Source organism: Burkholderia orbicola (genome assembly GCF_900100915.1).
Lineage (GTDB): Bacteria > Pseudomonadota > Gammaproteobacteria > Burkholderiales > Burkholderiaceae > Burkholderia > Burkholderia orbicola.
Window position 1 is genome coordinate 487,283 of the sequence record NZ_FNKW01000001.1, and the last position, 17,311, is coordinate 504,593.

Annotated in this window: 17 protein-coding genes; 13 read left to right on the top strand and 4 right to left on the bottom strand. The window is 67.7% G+C overall.

Going from position 1 to position 17,311, the window contains the following annotated elements:
• Positions 1-375 precede the first annotated feature (375 nt).
• Both BLS50_RS02220 and BLS50_RS02225 read right to left on the bottom strand, forming a co-directional pair.
• Complete coding sequence (locus BLS50_RS02220) at positions 376-1,002, bottom strand: flavin reductase family protein (RefSeq protein ID WP_074800432.1); 627 nt, start codon at positions 1,000-1,002, stop codon at positions 376-378.
• Between the two features lie 147 nt (positions 1,003-1,149).
• Positions 1,150-2,049: a LysR family transcriptional regulator gene (locus tag BLS50_RS02225; protein ID WP_006476390.1), complete on the bottom strand. Its 900-nt coding sequence runs from the start codon at positions 2,047-2,049 to the stop codon at positions 1,150-1,152.
• 156 nt (positions 2,050-2,205) lie between these two features.
• Here BLS50_RS02225 and BLS50_RS02230 point away from each other — a divergent pair, with 156 nt between their 5' ends.
• From BLS50_RS02230 to BLS50_RS02285, 11 genes are all read left to right on the top strand, one after another.
• Entirely contained in the window at positions 2,206-3,327 is a 1,122-nt protein-coding gene (locus tag BLS50_RS02230; protein WP_074800434.1) for an alkene reductase, read from the top strand.
• A gap of 75 nt (positions 3,328-3,402) precedes the next feature.
• Positions 3,403-3,831, top strand: a complete 429-nt coding sequence (locus BLS50_RS02235; RefSeq protein ID WP_074800437.1) for a DoxX family protein — start codon at positions 3,403-3,405, stop codon at positions 3,829-3,831.
• Positions 3,832-3,931: 100 nt separating this feature from the next.
• A complete protein-coding gene (locus BLS50_RS02240) occupies positions 3,932-4,936 on the top strand; it encodes a quinone oxidoreductase family protein (protein ID WP_034196501.1) in 1,005 nt (334 codons plus the stop codon).
• 154 nt (positions 4,937-5,090) lie between these two features.
• Positions 5,091-6,077, top strand: coding sequence for an SDR family oxidoreductase (locus tag BLS50_RS02245; protein WP_027813111.1), 987 nt, complete (start codon positions 5,091-5,093; stop codon positions 6,075-6,077).
• Between the two features lie 801 nt (positions 6,078-6,878).
• Entirely contained in the window at positions 6,879-7,904 is a 1,026-nt protein-coding gene (locus BLS50_RS02255) for a LacI family DNA-binding transcriptional regulator (RefSeq protein WP_074800440.1), read from the top strand.
• A gap of 83 nt (positions 7,905-7,987) precedes the next feature.
• Positions 7,988-9,016: an ABC transporter substrate-binding protein gene (locus BLS50_RS02260; RefSeq protein ID WP_006476396.1), complete on the top strand. Its 1,029-nt coding sequence runs from the start codon at positions 7,988-7,990 to the stop codon at positions 9,014-9,016.
• 17 nt (positions 9,017-9,033) lie between these two features.
• Complete coding sequence (locus tag BLS50_RS02265) at positions 9,034-9,858, top strand: ABC transporter permease (protein ID WP_011545031.1); 825 nt, start codon at positions 9,034-9,036, stop codon at positions 9,856-9,858.
• Between the two features lie 10 nt (positions 9,859-9,868).
• Positions 9,869-10,771: an ABC transporter permease gene (locus BLS50_RS02270; protein ID WP_027813108.1), complete on the top strand. Its 903-nt coding sequence runs from the start codon at positions 9,869-9,871 to the stop codon at positions 10,769-10,771.
• A gap of 14 nt (positions 10,772-10,785) precedes the next feature.
• Complete coding sequence (locus tag BLS50_RS36505; RefSeq protein WP_074800442.1) at positions 10,786-11,817, top strand: ABC transporter ATP-binding protein; 1,032 nt, start codon at positions 10,786-10,788, stop codon at positions 11,815-11,817.
• An 82-nt stretch (positions 11,818-11,899) separates the two neighbouring features.
• Positions 11,900-12,724, top strand: a complete 825-nt coding sequence (locus tag BLS50_RS02280; protein WP_074800445.1) for a phosphodiesterase — start codon at positions 11,900-11,902, stop codon at positions 12,722-12,724.
• A 187-nt stretch (positions 12,725-12,911) separates the two neighbouring features.
• A complete protein-coding gene (locus tag BLS50_RS02285) occupies positions 12,912-14,111 on the top strand; it encodes an MFS transporter (protein ID WP_074800447.1) in 1,200 nt (399 codons plus the stop codon).
• A gap of 21 nt (positions 14,112-14,132) precedes the next feature.
• Here the strand turns inward: BLS50_RS02285 and BLS50_RS02290 are convergent, their stop codons facing one another.
• Positions 14,133-15,341: an EamA family transporter gene (locus BLS50_RS02290; protein WP_074800450.1), complete on the bottom strand. Its 1,209-nt coding sequence runs from the start codon at positions 15,339-15,341 to the stop codon at positions 14,133-14,135.
• 492 nt (positions 15,342-15,833) lie between these two features.
• On the opposite strand from BLS50_RS02290, the gene BLS50_RS02295 reads away from it, so the two are divergent.
• Entirely contained in the window at positions 15,834-16,187 is a 354-nt protein-coding gene (locus BLS50_RS02295; RefSeq protein WP_074800453.1) for a type II toxin-antitoxin system RelE/ParE family toxin, read from the top strand.
• Positions 16,184-16,465 carry a helix-turn-helix domain-containing protein gene (locus tag BLS50_RS02300; protein WP_069232404.1) on the top strand — a complete coding sequence of 94 codons (282 nt, stop codon included), beginning with the start codon at positions 16,184-16,186 and terminating at the stop codon, positions 16,463-16,465. Before BLS50_RS02295 ends, BLS50_RS02300 begins: the two co-directional genes overlap by 4 nt.
• Positions 16,466-16,499: 34 nt before the next feature.
• On the opposite strand, the gene BLS50_RS02305 is transcribed toward BLS50_RS02300, so the two are convergent.
• Positions 16,500-17,288, bottom strand: a complete 789-nt coding sequence (locus tag BLS50_RS02305; protein ID WP_074800456.1) for a molybdopterin-dependent oxidoreductase — start codon at positions 17,286-17,288, stop codon at positions 16,500-16,502.
• Positions 17,289-17,311 lie beyond the last annotated feature (23 nt).

Sequence of the window (17,311 nt, forward strand, 5' to 3'; positions counted from 1 at the left end):
ACGCGCGGGCCGGTTGCCGGCCTGCGCGCGAGCTGACGCGCGGATAAGCACGTCAACCTTGGAAATTTATGCCTCGCAGCGGCGGGCGTCGATGCCCAAGCCGCTCGTTCGTGATGAGCAGATTTGCCATGGTGGATCGCGGTGGCGGCATGTGCGTGCGGTGGTCAGCTTTAACGACGGACGGGTTTGCTGCAGCGCATCGTCGTTGGGCCGGCGGCAGCGAGCGGGCATCAAGGAACGGACGGATCGGCGCCGTCCCGATCATGTGAGGGTACGAAGCAAAAGACCCCGCGAAATCCTGGATTTCAGCGGGGTCTTTCGTCGGGTGCGGGCGCTCGTGCGCCCGCTTGCCGGCTTACTGCGGCGCGCGATCGATCACGCGTCGGGACGGAAGATGTCGAAGCGGCTGTCGGGCGTCACGTGCGCGTAGGCCGACGGGCCGCCCGCACGAAGAATGATGCCCGCGCCGAACGTGTCGAAAATGCCGTCCTTCAGCAGGTCATGGCGGATATGGACCGCGATGACCTCGCCCAGCACCAGCGTGGCCGGCGTCTCGACACCGTGATGATCGCGCAGCCGGATCACGTCGGTCACCTTGCATTCGAAGTTCACGCCGCTTTCCGCGACGCGCGGCACGTCGACGAGGCGCGACGGCACGGCGGTCAAGCCGCCGAGTTCGAATTCGTTCACGTCGTACGGCACGGCGGCGCAGGTCTGGTTCATCCGCTCGGCGAGATCGCGCGTCGCGAGGTTCCACACGAACTCGCCGGTTTCCTGCACGTTGCGCAGGCTGTCCTTCGCGGCGGTGCTCGAAATGCCGATGATCGGCGGGCGATAGTTGAACGCGTTGAAGAAGCTGTACGGCGCGAGGTTGAGCGTGCCGTCGCTGCCGCGGGATGAGATCCAGCCGATCGGGCGCGGGCCGATGATCGCGTTCAACGGGTCGTGCGGCAGGCCGTGGCCTTGCGACGGTTCGTAATAGTGATGGGTCGAGTCGGTCATGACGGGTGGTGTTGCGAGAGGCGAACGATGTGAAGGCTGTCAGCGGGACGCGTTTGCCGATGGCGACGCAGGCGCCCGTGCGACGTGCCTGGCAGTATCACATGGCGCCGTTTTCGGCGCAGTGAAGCGGATAGACGGCGTCGCGCTTCAGGCGTCCGGTTCACCAGGACGCGTCAGATGGTCGATCAGCCACTGCGTCGCGGGCCCGCTCGCACGATCGGCCCGCCTGATCAACGACATACCGTATCGAATCACATCGCGATCCGACAACCGCACGACGGCCAGTCGGCCTTGCCGCAGGTCGTCCTCGATCAAATGCATCGGCATCGAACCCCAGCCGAGCCCTTCGAGCAACAGCCGATGCTTGGCGCCGAGGTCCGCAGTCTTCCATGTGCGGGTCGCATATACGCCGAACGACTGCCCTTCGGTCAGCTTGCTTCGATCCGTCAGCACGAGTTGCGTATATTCGCGAGCCTCGGACAGCGGCACACGCCCGCGGCGCTGCACGAGCGGATGCGTGGGCGCGGCGACGGTGACCAGTTCGATCGCGCCCATGGACGTCGCGTCGATCACATCCGGCCAGTTTTGCACGGGCCCGCTGACGCCGAGCGCGCAGCCGCCGTCGACCACCAGCTTCATCACGCCGCCGAGCGCTTCGATGGTCAGGTTGAGCGCGACCGTGGGAAATTCGTCGGCGAACGCGCGCAGCCCCTCGACGAGCCTGGCCAGTGGAAACATCACGTCCACCGCCAGCGACAGCTCGGCTTCCACCCCGCCGCGCAAACCGGCGGTCTTCGCCAGCAACTGGCCCGCCAGCATGTCGAGCCGCCGTGCGTCGGCCAGGACGATTTCACCGGCCGCCGTCAACGTCGGTCGCCGTTTGCCCCGTTCGAAGAGCGGCACGCCCAGCAACGACTCCAGATTGGCGATCGCGTAGCTGACGACGGATTGCGCGCGCTCGAGCCGCCGCGCCGCGCCGGAAAAGCTACCGGCTTCGACCACCGCGATGAACGCGCGCAGTTGATCCAGATTGGGGCTTCGCTCCATGACCCATCAAGAAAATCGATTTTAATGATCCATTCTAGACGATTGTTTCGATCACGGCATTCTCCTAAATTCCTGTTCAGCAGCGCTCGACGCGTGCGCGCCGGGCATCCCGGATCGCGCGTCGACGACCCATGAACACGACAGGAAAATGGAATCATGACGATCGACAACTCTCCTTCCGGCCGGGCGGCATCAACCCGCGCCACGTTGTTCGACCCGCTCGAATTCGGCGGGATCACGCTCGGCAACCGCATCGTGATGGCACCGATGACGCGCAGCCGTGCCGGCGCCGGGGACGTACCCGGCGCGCTCAGCGCCACCTACTACGCCCAACGCGCGTCGGCTGGCCTGATCGTCACGGAGGGCACGCAGATTTCGCCGCTCGGCAAGGGCTATCCGTTCACGCCGGGGATTTACAGCGATGCGCAAATCGACGGCTGGCAACGCGTGACCGACGCCGTGCACCGCGCAGGCGGCCGGATTTTCGTCCAGCTCGCGCACGTCGGCCGCATCGGCCATCCCGATCTGCAGCCCGACGGCGCCCTGCCCGTCGCGCCGTCGGCCATTCAGCCGGACGGACAGGCATTCACGCCGGCCGGACCGAAACCGCACCCCGTACCGCGCGCGCTCGAGACGAATGAAATACCAGGCATCGTCGAGCAATACGCGCATGCGGCGCAGGCCGCGTTGCGGGCAGGTTTCGACGGCGTCGAAATCCACGCGGGGAACGGTTACCTGCTCGATCAGTTCCTGCGCGACGGTACGAACCGGCGCACGGACCCTTACGGCGGCACGATCGACAACCGTATCCGGCTGCCGCTCGACGTCGTGCGGGCGGTCGGACGTGTCGTGAGTCCCGCGCGCGTGGGCGTCCGCATTTCGCCGGTCACGCCGCATTTCGGCGGCATCGCCGACAGTCAACCGCAGGCGCTGTTCGACCGGTTCGCCAACCGGCTGACCGGGCTCGCCGCCTACCTTCACGTCGTCGAAGGCATTCCGCAGTCCGCGGCCGATCAGGCACCGCCGTTCGACTACCGCGCATTGCGCCGTGCATTCGGCGGGTTCTACATCGCGAACGGCGGCTACACGAAGGCGCGTGCGCAACAGGCGCTCGACGACGGCCATGCCGACCTCGTGTCGTTTGCCTATCCGTTCATCGCGAACCCGGACTTCGTCACGCGCCTTCGACACGATCGCCCGCTCGCGCACGCGGATATGTCCACCGCTTACGGCGGCGGTGAAGCCGGCTACACCGACTATCCGACGCTCGACGCGTAAGCATCAATCGCCCGACAACAGGTCGGTCGCTCGACCGAATCGACGATCCACCCACTCATTCATTACGGATTCCATATGATCAATTCGATCAACCGCGCACTGTACAAAACAACCGTTCAAACGCCCGTCGTCAACCTCGTGCTGTCCGTGCTCGTGCGGCTTCTCATCGCCGGCGTGTATCTCGGCGCCGGAATCAGCAAGGTCTTCAACTATGCGGGCACCCAGCAGTACATGGAGCACATGGGCGTGTCGGGCGCGCTGCTTCCGCTCGTGATCGTCGTCGAGGTCGCCGGCGGCCTGGCATTGATCACCGGCTTCATGACGCGGCTCGCGGCCCTCGGGCTCGCGATCTTCTCGATCATCGCCGCGGTGATCTTCCACGGCGGCGGCGACCAGACCCAGCAGACGTTCTTCATGATGAACCTGTCGATGGCAGGCGGCCTGCTCGCGCTGTTCCTGCATGGCGCCGGCCGTATCGCGTTCGACCGCGCACAGCCGGACTGACCCGTCGGCCTTCGGCAACACACAGCTGCGCGGCCGATCCAGGTCCGCGCTTCATCCATCCCCGGGGGGCGAACGCCCCCATTCCAAGCGAGATGTTTCCATGACCAGCATGCATGCCATCCAGATCGAGCGGGTCGGCGATCCTTCCGTCCTTCGTCCCGTCGTGATCGAGCGCCCCACCCCTGCCGCCGACGAGGTTCTCGTACGGGTCACGCGTATCGGACTGAATTTCGCGGAAACGCTGCAACGCGCCGGCACCTATCCGGGCCCGGCGCTGACACTGCCCGCAGTGCCCGGCTCGGAAGTCGTCGGCACCGTCGCTGCCGTCGGCGCGAACGTGCGGGACATCCGGGTCGGCGCACGCGTCGCGGCGCCGCTGTTCGGCGCGATGCGCGCGACTGGCGGCTACGCCGAATACGTGACGCTCGGCGCCGCGCTGATTACCGCGATTCCCGACGAAGTCTCCGACGACGACGCGGTCGCCGTGATGTTGCAGGGGCTCGTGGCCCGTGTGCTGCTGCGCGAGACGCCCGTGGCCGCGCGCACGGTCGCGATCACTGCCGCGGCCGGCGGCGTCGGCTCGATGCTGATCCAGTTGGCGCGACTCGACGGGGCACGCTCGATCACGGGCCTCGCAGGCGCGCCGGCCAAACTGCATGCGGTGCGAACGCTCGGCGCCGATCGGGCCATCAGCTATCGCGACGCGCACTGGGCCGATCAATTGAGCGACGCAACCGGCCGCGAGGGCCCTGATGTCGTATTCGATTCGATCGGCGGGACGGTCGCACGCACGTTGGTTTCGGGTCTTGCGGTATACGGCCGGTTCGTCAGCTACGGCGCCGCGAGCGGCCAACTCCTGACGGTCGACGAGGCGCTGATGAATGCGTTGATCTTCGGCTGTCGATCGGTGTCCGGCTTCGCGCTGCACGCGTTCCTCAACGAGCACGTCGTGCGCCGGACACTCGGCGAACTGTTCGGACTGCTCGCGACCGGCAAGCTGAAGCCGCTGATCGGCGGCAGCTACGGGTTCGATGCGATTGCCGACGCGCATCACGCGCTCGAAACCGGCCAGACGACCGGCAAGCTGATCCTGCGCGTCGAATGAACGCGATGTACCGGCGCGTGACGGCACCGTCGTCGCGCGCCAGCGAGCTCGCCTGCCGTACGGCGATCACCCACTTTCGCGCGGACGGTACGGAGCACGACGCGCGATTTCGCTCACGGAGCATCCGTTGAAAGACGATGATAACGAAGCAGGCATGCGCGTGTCGCGCCGACAGGTCATCGGCAATCTTGGCGCGCTGGCTGCGATGTCCGCACTCGGTCCGTCCGCCGCGCATGCCGTCGACGCGCCACCCGCCGCGGCGAGTCTGACGAATCCGGTCGATCTGTACCCGAAGCCGCCGTTCCCGCATCAGGTCCAGGCGCCGCCGGGACTCGCGAGCCGGATGCAGCCGCGCCCCGACCACGGCGAGCAAAGCTATCGCGGCCGTGGCCGGCTCGTCGGCCGCAAGGCGCTCGTCACCGGCGGCGACTCCGGCATCGGCAGGGCAGCAGCCATTGCGTTCGCGCGCGAAGGGGCGGACGTCGCGATCGGCTATCTTCCTATCGAGGAATCCGATGCACAGGAAGTCGTTGCGTTGATCCGGGCAGCAGGACGCAAAGCCGTCGCGCTACCGGGGGACATCCGTGACGAAGCGTTCTGCCAGCGGCTGGTCGCACGCGCGGCGGCGGAACTCAGCGGGATCGACATTCTCGTCAACAACGCCGCCCGACAACAGGCGCTCGATTCGATCGACGAGATGACGACCGAGCATTTCGATGCAACGATCAAGACCAATCTTTACGGGATGTTCTGGATCACGAAGGCAGCCATCCCGCATCTTCCGCCCGGCGCGTCGATCATCAACACCACGTCGGTCCAGGCAGTCAGGGCGAGCGCCAACCTGCTCGACTATGCGACGACGAAAGCCGGCATCATCGCGTTCACCCGATCCCTCGCGAAGCAGCTCGGGCCGCATGGCATTCGCGTCAATGCAGTCGCGCCCGGCCCCTACTGGACCCCACTGCAATCGAGCGGCGGCCAGCCACCGGAGACGGTGGTCAACTATGCGGCGGGCTCGCCGTACGGCAGGCCGGGACAACCAGCCGAAATCGCCCCGCTGTATGTCGCGCTCGCCTCGTCGGAAACGAGCTATGCGAACGGGCAGGTCTGGGGCGCGGACGGCGGGCTGGGAATTTTCTGACACGCGACAAGCCGCGATATTTTTCACGTCCCGGCCGGCGTCGCAGCCTCGCCTCGATGGCGACGCCGCACAAACAAAAAAACCCGCGAGCGCTGCATTTCTCGCGGGTTTTTCACACCTTCATCGAATCGAATCGCATCAACGCAATCGATGGTGCCGGGGACCGGACTCGAACCGGCAAGCCAGTTAAGGCGGCGGATTTTCGTCACACTGCTTCTTTCAAAGCCGGCGTCGCGTGCGCGAACCGTTCGTGCGCTGGACTATGCCTTCACCGTCGCGCGCGGGCGTGACCGCTGCCCGTGCGCCTTAGGCGCCCCCCGTCTAGTCTCTACACCTTCCTCGCGGGTTGCCGCGAGGCTTGGCTCGGCGTTGCCTCGATGCGCGCATCAGGGGTTTCGCCGAATTTGAAGGGTTCTGCACCGACCGTTTCCGGCCGGGCACTCAATCGTTTAAGTCCGCTATGTTTACCAATTTCATCACCCCGGCAAGAGGGCGGACGCGATTCTACCATTGCTTGCGCATGCGTTCCCTTATTCCGCCGCGCCGCATCGCGACACCGGCCGTCGTCGCACCGCTTGCTCCCTCGCATTCGACGCCGATACCACACCGACGCCACTGGGCCGACGATTTCGTCCCGCGCCGTAACCTCCGCCGATACAATCGACCGCGCGTCGTCTGACCGCCTCAACCGTCTGACGTTTGTATCGTGCTTTTCGCGAAACAAGCGTCGCGTGCGTCATCGCGAAGTCACAAACGTTTTCGATAATTCCCCGGCCGAAAACGTTTACATCGCATGACTTCATGACCTCGACCATCAAGGACGTCGCTGCCCTCGCGGGCTTCTCGATCGCCACCGTTTCACGTGCGATCAACGCGCCGCATACCGTCAGCCCCGCCACGCTGCAGACGATCCGCACCGCCATCGACACGCTGCAGTTCCGCCCGAGCCCGCTCGGCCGGCAGCTGCGCGGCGAGCGCACGCGGCTCGTCGGCGTCGTCGTGCCGACGCTGTCGAACCCGGTGTTCGCCGACTGCCTGCAAGGCATCGACGCGCTCGCGACCGCGGCCGGGTTCAAGCTGATCCTGATGACGACCGAATACGACGCGGCGCGCGAACGTCATGCGATCGAGACGCTGCGCGAGCAGCGCGTCGAAGGGCTGATCCTCACCGTCGCCGATGCGGATACGCACCCGCTGCTCGACATGCTCGATCGCGACGGCCCGCATTACGTGCTGATGCACAACGACACGCAGCGGCGTCCGTCGGTGTCGGTCGACAACCGCCGCGCCTCGTATGACGGCGTGCGGTTGCTGACCGCGCGCGGTCACCGCCGCGTGCTGATGCTGGCCGGTTCGCTCGCCGCGTCGGATCGCGCGCGCCAGCGTCATCTCGGTTATGCGCAGGCACTCGAGGAAAGCGGCGTGGCGCCGCTGCCGCCCGTCGAAGTCGACTTCAACGCGCCCGAGTTGCCCGACGCGGTGCTCGCGCATCTCACCGCGCACGCCACGCGGCCGACGGCCCTCTTCTGCAGCAACGACCTGCTCGCGATGGTCGTGATGCGCGGCCTGCGCCGCGCGGGTTTCTCGATTCCCGACGACCTGTCGGTGCTCGGCTTCGACGGGATCGCGATCGGCGAGCTGCTTGCGCCGCCGCTCGCGAGCGTCACGACGCCGAACCGCGACATCGGCCGCCACGCGTGGCAGCGTCTCGTCGAATGCATCGGCGGTGCGGCGATCGAGCGCACGTCGACGATCCTGCCGCATGCGGTACGCGACGGCGCGACGATTGCGCCTCCGGCCACCGACCTGCAACTGCGCAAGGCCTGAGCGCCGACCGCATGCGCCGCGCGGCCACACACACCCATAACCACACCACCCCAGCGCCACACCCACTCGCCCGGAGATTCACCGTGTCCTTTCGCCTGACCTCGCTGCTGCGCGCGCTTGCCGCGCCGCTCGCCTTCGCCGCGCTCGTCGCCGGCGCCCCCGCGGCCCACGCCGACGAAACGGCGATCTGCTACAACTGCCCGCCCGAATGGGCCGACTGGGCCGCGCAGATCGCGGCGATCAAGCAGAAGACCGGCATCCGCGTGCCGTTCGACAACAAGAACTCGGGCCAGTCGATCGCGCAGTTGATCGCCGAGCAGAAGAGCCCGGTGGCCGACGTCGTCTACCTCGGCGTGTCGTCGGCGTTCCAGGCGAAGGACAAGGGCGTGATCGCACCGTACAAGCCCGCGCACTGGAACGACATTCCCGCGAACCTGAAGGACCCGCAAGGCTACTGGTTCGCGATCCACTCGGGCACGCTCGGCTTCTTCGTGAACAAGGACGCGCTCGACGGCAAGCCGGTGCCGCGTTCGTGGGCCGATCTGCTGAAGCCCGAATACAAGGGCATGGTCGGCTATCTCGATCCGTCGAGCGCATTCGTCGGCTACGCGGGTGCGGTCGCCGTCAACCAGGCGCTCGGCGGCAGCCTCGACAACTTCAAGCCGGGCCTCGACTGGTTCCGCAAGCTGAAGGCGAACGCGCCGATCGTGCCGAAGCAGACGGCCTATGCGCGCGTGCTGTCCGGCGAGATTCCGATCCTGCTCGACTACGACTTCGATGCGTATCGCGCGAAGTACAAGGACAACGCGAACGTCGAGTTCGTGATCCCGAAGGAAGGCACGATCGCGGTGCCGTACGTGATGAGCCTCGTGAAGGGCGCGCCGCACGACGCGAACGGCAAGAAGGTGCTCGATTTCGTGCTGTCGGACGAAGGCCAGAAGCTGTGGGCCAACGCCTACCTGCGCCCGGTGCGCGCGCAGGCGCTCGGCGCCGACATCGCCGCGAAGTTCCTGCCGGCCAGCGAATACGCGCGGGCGAAATCGGTCGACTTCGGCAAGATGGCGGCCGGCCAGCAGGCGTTCGGCCAGCAGTACCTGCAGGTGATGCAGTAAGCGGCCGGCCCCACGTCATGCTCGACCTGACTTTTCCGCTGCGCTGGCGCGTCGCGCTCGTCGCGCCGGCGCTGGCGGTATTCGCCGCGTTCTGGCTGCTGCCGATGGCGTCGCTCGTGCAGGTGTCCGCCGACGGCGCCTTCTTCTCGCACTACGCGGCGTTGCTCGGCAATGCGCGCTACATGAAGAGCCTCGGCGAGACGGTGGCGCTGTCCGCGGGCGTCACGCTCGCGACGCTCGCGCTATCGACCATCTCGGGCCTGCTGCTCGCGCGCCGCGAATTCGCCGGCAAGCGCGTGCTGCTCGCGCTGCTGACGTTTCCGCTCGCGTTCCCGGGCGTCGTCGTCGGCTTCATGGTGATCATGCTGGCCGGGCGCCAGGGGCTGATCGGCATGCTGTCGGCGAAGCTCACCGGCGACAAGTTCGTATTCGCGTATTCGGTAGCGGGCCTGTTCATCGGCTACCTGTACTTCTCGATTCCGCGCGTAATCGTCACCGTGATCGCGGCCGCGTCGAAGCTCGACGCGTCGCTCGAGGAAGCCGCGCGTTCGCTCGGCGCGTCGCCGTGGCGCATCTTCGTCGACATCGTGCTGCCCGCGCTCACGCCGGGCCTGATCGCGGCCGGCGCGATCTGCTTCGCGACCGCGATGGGCGCGTTCGGCACCGCGTTCACGCTCGCCACCGACCTGAACGTATTGCCGATGACGATCTACACCGAGTTCACGCTGAACGCGAACATCGCGACGGCGGCCGGCCTGTCGATCGTGCTCGGCGTCGTCACCTGGGCCGTGCTCGCGCTCGCACGACGCTTCACCGGTCACACCGCCGCCGCCGCGGCCTGAGGATTTCCGCATGACATCGCTTTCCGGCTCTTCCGCGCCCTCCCCGGCACCTGTGCCGGCTTCCCTGCCAGCGAAACCTGCTGCCCGGCACGCGCCGCGGGTTGCCGGTGCACGCGCGATCGCCGCGCTGCAATGGGGCGTCACGCTGCTGCTGTGCGCGTTCCTGATCGTGCCCGTCGTGATGTCGGTGCTCGCGGGGTTGACCGTCAACTATTTCCGCGGCCTGTCGAGTGGCCTCACGCTGCGCTGGCTCGAGCAGGTGTGGCAGCAGTATCACGGCTCGGTCGCGCTGTCGCTCTACGTCGCGTTCGCGACGCTCGCGATCGTGCTCGCGGTCGGCGTGCCGGCCGGCTATGCGCTCGCGCGCAGCAAGAGCCGCATCGCGCGGGCGATCGAGGAAGCGCTCGTACTGCCGGTCGCGCTGCCGGGGCTGGCTTCGGCGCTCGCGCTGCTGGTCGTGTACGGCGGCTTCACCGCGTTCCGGATGAGCCTGTGGTTCATCGTCGTCGGCCACGTCGTGTTCACGCTGCCGTTCATGGTGCGCGCGGTCGCGGCCGTCGCGGCCGGCGCCGACCTGCGCACGCTCGAGGAAGGCGCGGCGAGCCTCGGCGCATCGTTCGTCACGCGCTTCGTCACGATCGTGCTGCCGAACCTGCGGCCGGGCATCGTCGCCGGCGCGCTCGCGGTGCTCACGCTGTCGATCGGCGAATTCAACCTCACCTGGATGCTGCACACGCCCGACACCAAGACGCTGCCGGTCGGGCTTGCCGATACGTATGCGTCGCTGCGCCTCGAAGTCGGCAGCGCGTACACGATCCTGTTCCTGCTGATGACGCTGCCGCTGCTCGTCGCGATGCAATGGCTCGGCGTCGATCCGTCCGGTACGCGTGCGCTCAAGAAGCGCCCGCGCTGACTTTTCCTGCAGACATGAAACTCGATTCCACTCCCATCACCCTGACCGGCTGCGCGAAGACGTTCCGCGGTACACGCGTGCTCGAACCGCTCGACCTGTCGATCGGCGCCGGCGAAACGCTCGTGCTGCTCGGGCCGTCCGGCTGCGGCAAGACGACCACGCTGCGCCTGATCGCCGGCCTCGACACGCCGGATGCCGGCGGCACGATCGCGTTCGGCGACGACGACGTCACCGCGCTGCCGATCGAGCGCCGGCAAGTCGGCATGGTGTTCCAGAACTACGCGCTGTTTCCGAACCTGACGGTGCGCGGCAACGTCGGTTACGGGCTGAAGATCCGCAAGACCGAGCCGCGTGCGCTGCGCGAACGCGTCGACGAACTGCTCGCGATGATGCGGCTCGACGCGCATGCGGACAAACCGGTCGATCAACTGTCGGGCGGCCAGCGGCAGCGCGTCGCGCTGGCGCGCGCGCTCGCGGTGCGGCCGCGCGTGCTGCTGCTCGACGAACCGCTGACCGCGCTCGACGCGAAGCTGCGCGACGTGCTGCGCCGCGACATGAACACGCTGCTGCGCGAACTCGGCGTGACGACCGTCTACGTCACGCACGACCAGGCCGAAGCGATGGAACTCGGCGACCGGATCGTCGTGATGGGCGCGGGCCGCATCGAGCAGATCGGCACGCCGCGCGAGATCTACTACCACCCCGCGAACCGCACGGTCGCGCAGTTCATCGGCACGCTGAACCGGCTGGCGGGCCAGTGGCGCGACGGCGCGCTCGCAACGACGGGCGGCGCGATCGTCACGCCGCACGCGGCCGACGAATGGTTCTTCCGCCCCGAGGACGCGCAGCTCGCCGATCCCGCGCATGCGCCGCTGCGCGGCGCGGTCGGCGCGTGCGCGTTCCTCGGCGAACGCACGCGGCTCACGATCGAGCATGCGGCGCCCGACGCGCTCGTGATCGACGTGCCGGGCCGCATCGCGCTTGCGCGCGGCACGGCGGTCGGCCTCACGATCGCGCCGGAAGGCCTGATCGCGCTCGGCGCGTAAGCCGTCGATCGGGCATCATGCCTGCAGCCCCCACGGTGGCGCACGCCGCCGCGACAACAACCAGAGATTCCGAGGAACGACGATGCTGCTTGCTCAAATCAGCGATCTCCACATCAAGCGGCCGGGCCAGCTCGCGTACCGGCGCGTCGACACGGCGGCCGCGCTCGCGCGCTGCGTCGCGAAGCTGAACGCACTCGTGCCGCGCCCCGACGCCGTGCTCGTCACCGGCGACCTGACCGACTTCGGTCACGACGAAGAGTACGGCAACCTGCGCGGGCTGCTCGCGGCGCTCGAGATTCCGTATTACCTGATGATCGGCAATCACGACGACCGCGCCGGATTGCGCCGCGCGTTCGCCGATCGCGCCGAGTTGCAGGACGGCGAATTCGTGCAGTACGCGCTCGACGTCGGCGCGGTGCGCGTACTCGCGCTCGATTCGCAGGTGCCGGGCGCGAGCCACGGCGACCTGTGCGACGTCCGGCTCGCGTGGCTCGCCGCGCAGCTCGACGCCGCGCGCGACCGGCCGGTGATTGTCGCGCTGCATCACCCGCCGTTCGTGTCGGGCATCGGCCACATGGACAAGCTGCGTCTCGCGCCCGCCGCCGCCGCGAAACTCGATGCGCTGCTGCGCGGTCATCCGAACGTCGAGCGCGTGCTGTGCGGTCACGTGCACCGCACGATGTTCACACGCTTCGGCGGCACGCTCGCGGCTGCGGTGCCGTCGCCCGCGCACCAGGTCGCGTTCGACCTGCGGACCGATGCGCCGTCCGCATTCCGGCTCGAACCGCCGGCGTTCGCGGTCCATCGTCATGCGCCCGATACGGGAATGACATCGCATCACGTCTATGTGGACGAAGGCGCGGGGCCGTATCCGTTCTACGAGCCGACGGGCGAGCTGGTCGACTGACGACGTGAAGCGCGTGCCGTGACGGCCGGCGGCCGGCTGGTTGTCCGGTTATGCCGGTTATGCCGGCTCGCCGCCGGCAGGATTCACGTTGCTCCGGTATGATCGGCAGCCTCGACCGGCGCCCGGCCTGCCTGCGCACCCGACGCGTGCGCCGCCTGCCGCGCCGCCCAACTTCGTTGCCGCCGCCATGTCCACCACCTCCACCGACCGTCCGACCGACGCCGCCTCGCCCCACTACTCGCGCAGCCTGCTGTTGCTGCTCGCGACGATCGCGGGCGTATCGGTCGCGAACATCTACTACAACCAGCCGCTGCTCGACAGCTTCCGCGCGTCCTTTCCGGACGGCGCCTCGTGGATCGGCGCGGTGCCGACCGCGACGCAGCTCGGCTATGCGGCCGGCATGTTCCTGCTCGCGCCGCTCGGCGACCGCTTCGATCGCCGCGGGCTGATCCTGCTGCAGATCGCCGGCCTGTCGATCGCGCTGATCGTGGCGGCCACCGCGCCGTCGCTCGTCGTGCTCGCGGTCGCGAGCCTCGCGATCGGCATCCTCGCGACCATCGCGCAGCAGGCCGTGCCGTTCGCCGCCGAAATCGCGCCGCCGGCCGAACGCGGCCATGCGGTCGGCACCGTGATGAGCGGCCTGCTGCTCGGCATCCTGCTCGCGCGTACCGCCGCCGGCTTCATCGCCGAGTATTTCGGCTGGCGTGCGGTGTTCGCCGCGTCGGTCGCGGCGCTCGTCGCGCTCGCCGTCGTGATCGTGCTGCGGCTGCCGCGCAGCTCGCCGACGTCGACGCTGTCGTACGGCAAGCTGCTCGGCTCGATGTGGGATCTGGCCGTGGAGCTGCGCGGGCTGCGCGAGGCATCGCTCACGGGCGCCGCGCTGTTCGCGGCGTTCAGCGCATTCTGGCCGGTGCTCACGCTGCTGCTCGCCGGCGCGCCGTTCCATCTCGGCCCGCAGGCAGCCGGCCTGTTCGGGATCGTCGGGGCTGCGGGCGCGCTCGCCGCACCGTATGCGGGCCGCTCCGCGGACACGCGCGGGCCGCGCGCGGTCATCTCGCTCGCGATCGTGCTGCTCGCGCTGTCGTTCGTGATCTTCGCGCTGTCGGGCTCGAGCCTCGTCGGGCTCGTGATCGGCGTGATCGTGCTCGACGTGGGCGTACAGGCCGCGCAGATCTCGAACCAGTCGCGCATCTATGCGCTGAAGCCGGAGGCGCGCAGCCGCGTGAACACGGTGTACATGGTGTGCTATTTCATCGGCGGCGCGCTCGGCTCGTCGGCCGGCGTCGCCGCATGGCGCGCGTTCGGCTGGATCGGCATGTGCGCGGCCGGGCTGCTGTTTACCGCACTCGCCGGCTGGTCCCACCATCGCGGCGGCCGACGCGGCTGAGCGCGACCGGCCAGCGCGGCGTCACGCGTCGGTGCGCGAAACGGCCGGCTCGGTGGCGGCGGGCGGCGTCGCGAATGCCGGGGCGGGCTCGATCACCGCGGCGGGGTCCATCACGGCCGCAGGCGTCGGCACCGCGAGCGGGACGGCGGAAGGCGCAAGGATGGGCGGCGCATCCGGCGTCGCGATCTGCTCGACGACGGGCGAAGCGTCCGCCGTCGCCGCCTGCTCGGCCGCCACAGCCGGCGAACTGGCAGCAGCAGCCGTGGCCGTACCAGTAACCGTAACCGTCGCCGCAGCGGGCCGGCGCGCCGGATCGAACACGAACGACAACCCGACGCTGCCGAGAATCGCGACGGTCGCGACCACGGTCGCCATCGTCACCGGTTCGCCCAGCAACAGCGCGCCCAGCGCGACCGCGACGATCGGGTTCACGTACATGCAGCTGCTCGCGATGATCGGGCTCGTGTGGCGGATCAGGTAGCCGTACGCAACGTACGCGGCCATCGTGCAGAACACCATCAGGTACACGAACGCGAACACGGGCCCGACGGCCAGCTGTTCGACGCGTTCGCCGAGCAGCCACGCGACGATCGTCGACATCAGCCCGCCCAGGCCGATCTGCAGCGACGTCGACAGGAACAGGTCGGACGGCAGCTTGAGCCGTGTCGCGAGATGCGCGCCGCCCGCCCAGAACAGCGCGCCGGCCAGCACGCAGATCGTGCCGAGCGCCGAGTTCGCGGCGGCCGCGCCGCCCGAATTCAGCACGACGATGCCGACCATCCCGAGCGCGACGGCCGCCCATTCGCCCTTCGTCACCGGCCGCCCGGCCACCGCCGCGATCACGGTCGCGAACAGCGGCACCGTGGCCACCATCACCGCGGCCGAACCGCTGCTGACGGTGCGCATGCCGAGCGCGATCGTGCCGGACGACAGCGCGACGAGCATCGTGCCGACGATCGCCGAGTTGCGGATTTCCAGCAGCGTCGGCCATTCGGGCTTGCGCCGCAGCGCGAAGATGAACAGGCCGATCCCGCCGAGCAGGTTGCGCAATCCCGACAACAGCAGCGGCGGGAACGACTGCAGCGCGAAATGCAGCCCGCTGTAGGTCGAGCCCCAGACGAAATAGATGAAGACGAGCGCCAGCGCCACGCGGCCGCCGCGGCTTTGCGGCAGGCGAATCCGGAACGAAAAGCGGGCGAGGAAATCGAGGAGGCGGTCGAGCGGGGTCATCGTCCCACCCGCCCGCACGTCACGCCGCGTGCTCCGCTGAAAGACGCCGGCGATGCCGGCAAACGGTCCACGCGGGACCGGGAAGGCAGAGCGAACGTGCGGAACGACATGGCGGTGCGAACGGCGACGAAAAAGAACCGGCAAGCGGCGGCAAAGGGGCAAAAACGGGGCAAAAAAAAACGTGCGCAACCGCGTCGGCTGCACACGCTCGGCATTATGGCATCAAGGATTCGAAAGCATCGTCGGACCTGTCTGAAAGATATCGACTGATGTTTCGGCGCGACATTTTTCGCGCGACGGACCGGTGAAATTCGGGGCCGGATATGCAATGGGGGGAGCGCCGGCGCCACCCTTCGCAACCCTTGATCCAGCATCGGCCTGACGGCCAGTTTGTGCATCGGTGCGCCGTGACGCGCCTATCGTGACGGACGGCGCGCGCCCCTGGCGGCGCCCGCGGCTTCTTTCCGACACCTGCACAGCTCATACAAAATTTTGTATAATTCAGACATTCTTCCGCCGAAGCCCGTCGTTTTCGTCGGCAGCGCGCTGGCCGATCTCCGCGGCTTTCCGTTGCCCGCGCGACGCGAAGCCGGCCACCAGATCGACCAGGTGCAGCGCGGCCTCGCACCCGACGACTGGAAACCGATGCGCACGATCGGCGTCGGCGTGCGGGAAATTCGCCTGCGCGATGCAAGCGGCGCATTCCGGGTCGTCTACGTCGCGACTTTCACCGAGGCCGTCTACGTCCTGCACTGCTTCCGCAAGCAATCGACGCGCACGAACAAGACCGATATCGACCTCGCCGCCCGCCGCTATCGGATGCTGATGATGGAGTTGAAACGATGACCGATGAACGCTACGCGAACGTCTGGGACGCAATCGAAAGCGAGCCGGCGGAAGCCGCGAACATGAAGCTGCGCTCCGAACTGATGATCGCGCTCAAGCAGCGCATCGCGCGGCTCGAACTGAGTCAGGCCGAGGCCGCGAAGCAGCTGGGCGTCACGCAGCCGCGCGTCTCCGACCTGATGCGCGGCAAGATCAACCTGTTCGGGCTCGACGCGCTCGTGAACATGGCCTCGGCAGTCGGCCTGCGCGTCGATCTGCAGGTGCGCGATTCCGCGTGACGCATACGCACGCGGTGCACGCCACGCGCACCGCTCACGATCCGCCGAACCAGTTGTAGCCCTGATCGACCCAGTAGCCGCCCGGGAACGTATCCGTCACGAAAATTTCCATGATGTGCTTCGGGTTCTTGTAGCCGAGCTTGGTCGGCATCCGCAGCTTCATCGGAAACCCGTATTCCGGCGGCAGCTGGCGGCCGTCGTAATCGAATGCGAGCAGCGTCTGCGGATGCAGCGCGGTCGGCATGTCGATGCTTTCGTAGTAATCGTCCGCGCACTTGAAGCCGACGTATTTCGCGTGCGTGTCCGCGCCGGCGCGCGCGAGGAATGCGCCGAACGGCGTGCCGCCCCAGCGGCCGATCGCACTCCACCCTTCCACGCAGATATGCCGCGTGATCTGTTCCGCGTGCGGCAGCGCTCGAAGCTCGTCGAGCGTCCACACCCGCTTGCCCGTTACACGACCGGACAACACGAGCCGGTAGGTCGACTCGTCGACGTGCCGCACTTCGTCGATCCCGTAGTACGCGTTGAACGGAAACGGACGTGTGATGTCGGCTTCGGTGTAGGTCGGCGCGAGCCGGTCGGGATTGAACAGCCACGCCTGCACGCGATCGTTCATGCGCGACACTTTCTCGAGGAACGTGTTGACCGACGCGTCGTCCTGCAGCGTGCAGCCGGTCAGCATCGCGAGGCCGCCGAGCGTCAGCACGCGCCGGTTGAAGAGCCGTCGCGACGGCATCTCGAGCTCGCGGCGCACGTCGAGTTCGAGCGATTTCCGGTCGAGCGTCCAGCGCGGCGCGCCGCGATTTTTTTCGGATTCCGACATGATGAGTTCCTTCGCCCGCGTCG

Coding starts and splice junctions, on each gene's coding strand:
- BLS50_RS02220 (WP_074800432.1), bottom strand. CDS start 1,002: ATGACCGACTCGACCCATCACTATTACGAACCGTCGCAAGGCCACGGC.
- BLS50_RS02225 (WP_006476390.1), bottom strand. CDS start 2,049: ATGGAGCGAAGCCCCAATCTGGATCAACTGCGCGCGTTCATCGCGGTG.
- BLS50_RS02230 (WP_074800434.1), top strand. CDS start 2,206: ATGACGATCGACAACTCTCCTTCCGGCCGGGCGGCATCAACCCGCGCC.
- BLS50_RS02235 (WP_074800437.1), top strand. CDS start 3,403: ATGATCAATTCGATCAACCGCGCACTGTACAAAACAACCGTTCAAACG.
- BLS50_RS02240 (WP_034196501.1), top strand. CDS start 3,932: ATGACCAGCATGCATGCCATCCAGATCGAGCGGGTCGGCGATCCTTCC.
- BLS50_RS02245 (WP_027813111.1), top strand. CDS start 5,091: ATGCGCGTGTCGCGCCGACAGGTCATCGGCAATCTTGGCGCGCTGGCT.
- BLS50_RS02255 (WP_074800440.1), top strand. CDS start 6,879: ATGACCTCGACCATCAAGGACGTCGCTGCCCTCGCGGGCTTCTCGATC.
- BLS50_RS02265 (WP_011545031.1), top strand. CDS start 9,034: ATGCTCGACCTGACTTTTCCGCTGCGCTGGCGCGTCGCGCTCGTCGCG.
- BLS50_RS02270 (WP_027813108.1), top strand. CDS start 9,869: ATGACATCGCTTTCCGGCTCTTCCGCGCCCTCCCCGGCACCTGTGCCG.
- BLS50_RS36505 (WP_074800442.1), top strand. CDS start 10,786: ATGAAACTCGATTCCACTCCCATCACCCTGACCGGCTGCGCGAAGACG.
- BLS50_RS02280 (WP_074800445.1), top strand. CDS start 11,900: ATGCTGCTTGCTCAAATCAGCGATCTCCACATCAAGCGGCCGGGCCAG.
- BLS50_RS02285 (WP_074800447.1), top strand. CDS start 12,912: ATGTCCACCACCTCCACCGACCGTCCGACCGACGCCGCCTCGCCCCAC.
- BLS50_RS02290 (WP_074800450.1), bottom strand. CDS start 15,341: ATGACCCCGCTCGACCGCCTCCTCGATTTCCTCGCCCGCTTTTCGTTC.
- BLS50_RS02300 (WP_069232404.1), top strand. CDS start 16,184: ATGACCGATGAACGCTACGCGAACGTCTGGGACGCAATCGAAAGCGAG.
- BLS50_RS02305 (WP_074800456.1), bottom strand. CDS start 17,288: ATGTCGGAATCCGAAAAAAATCGCGGCGCGCCGCGCTGGACGCTCGAC.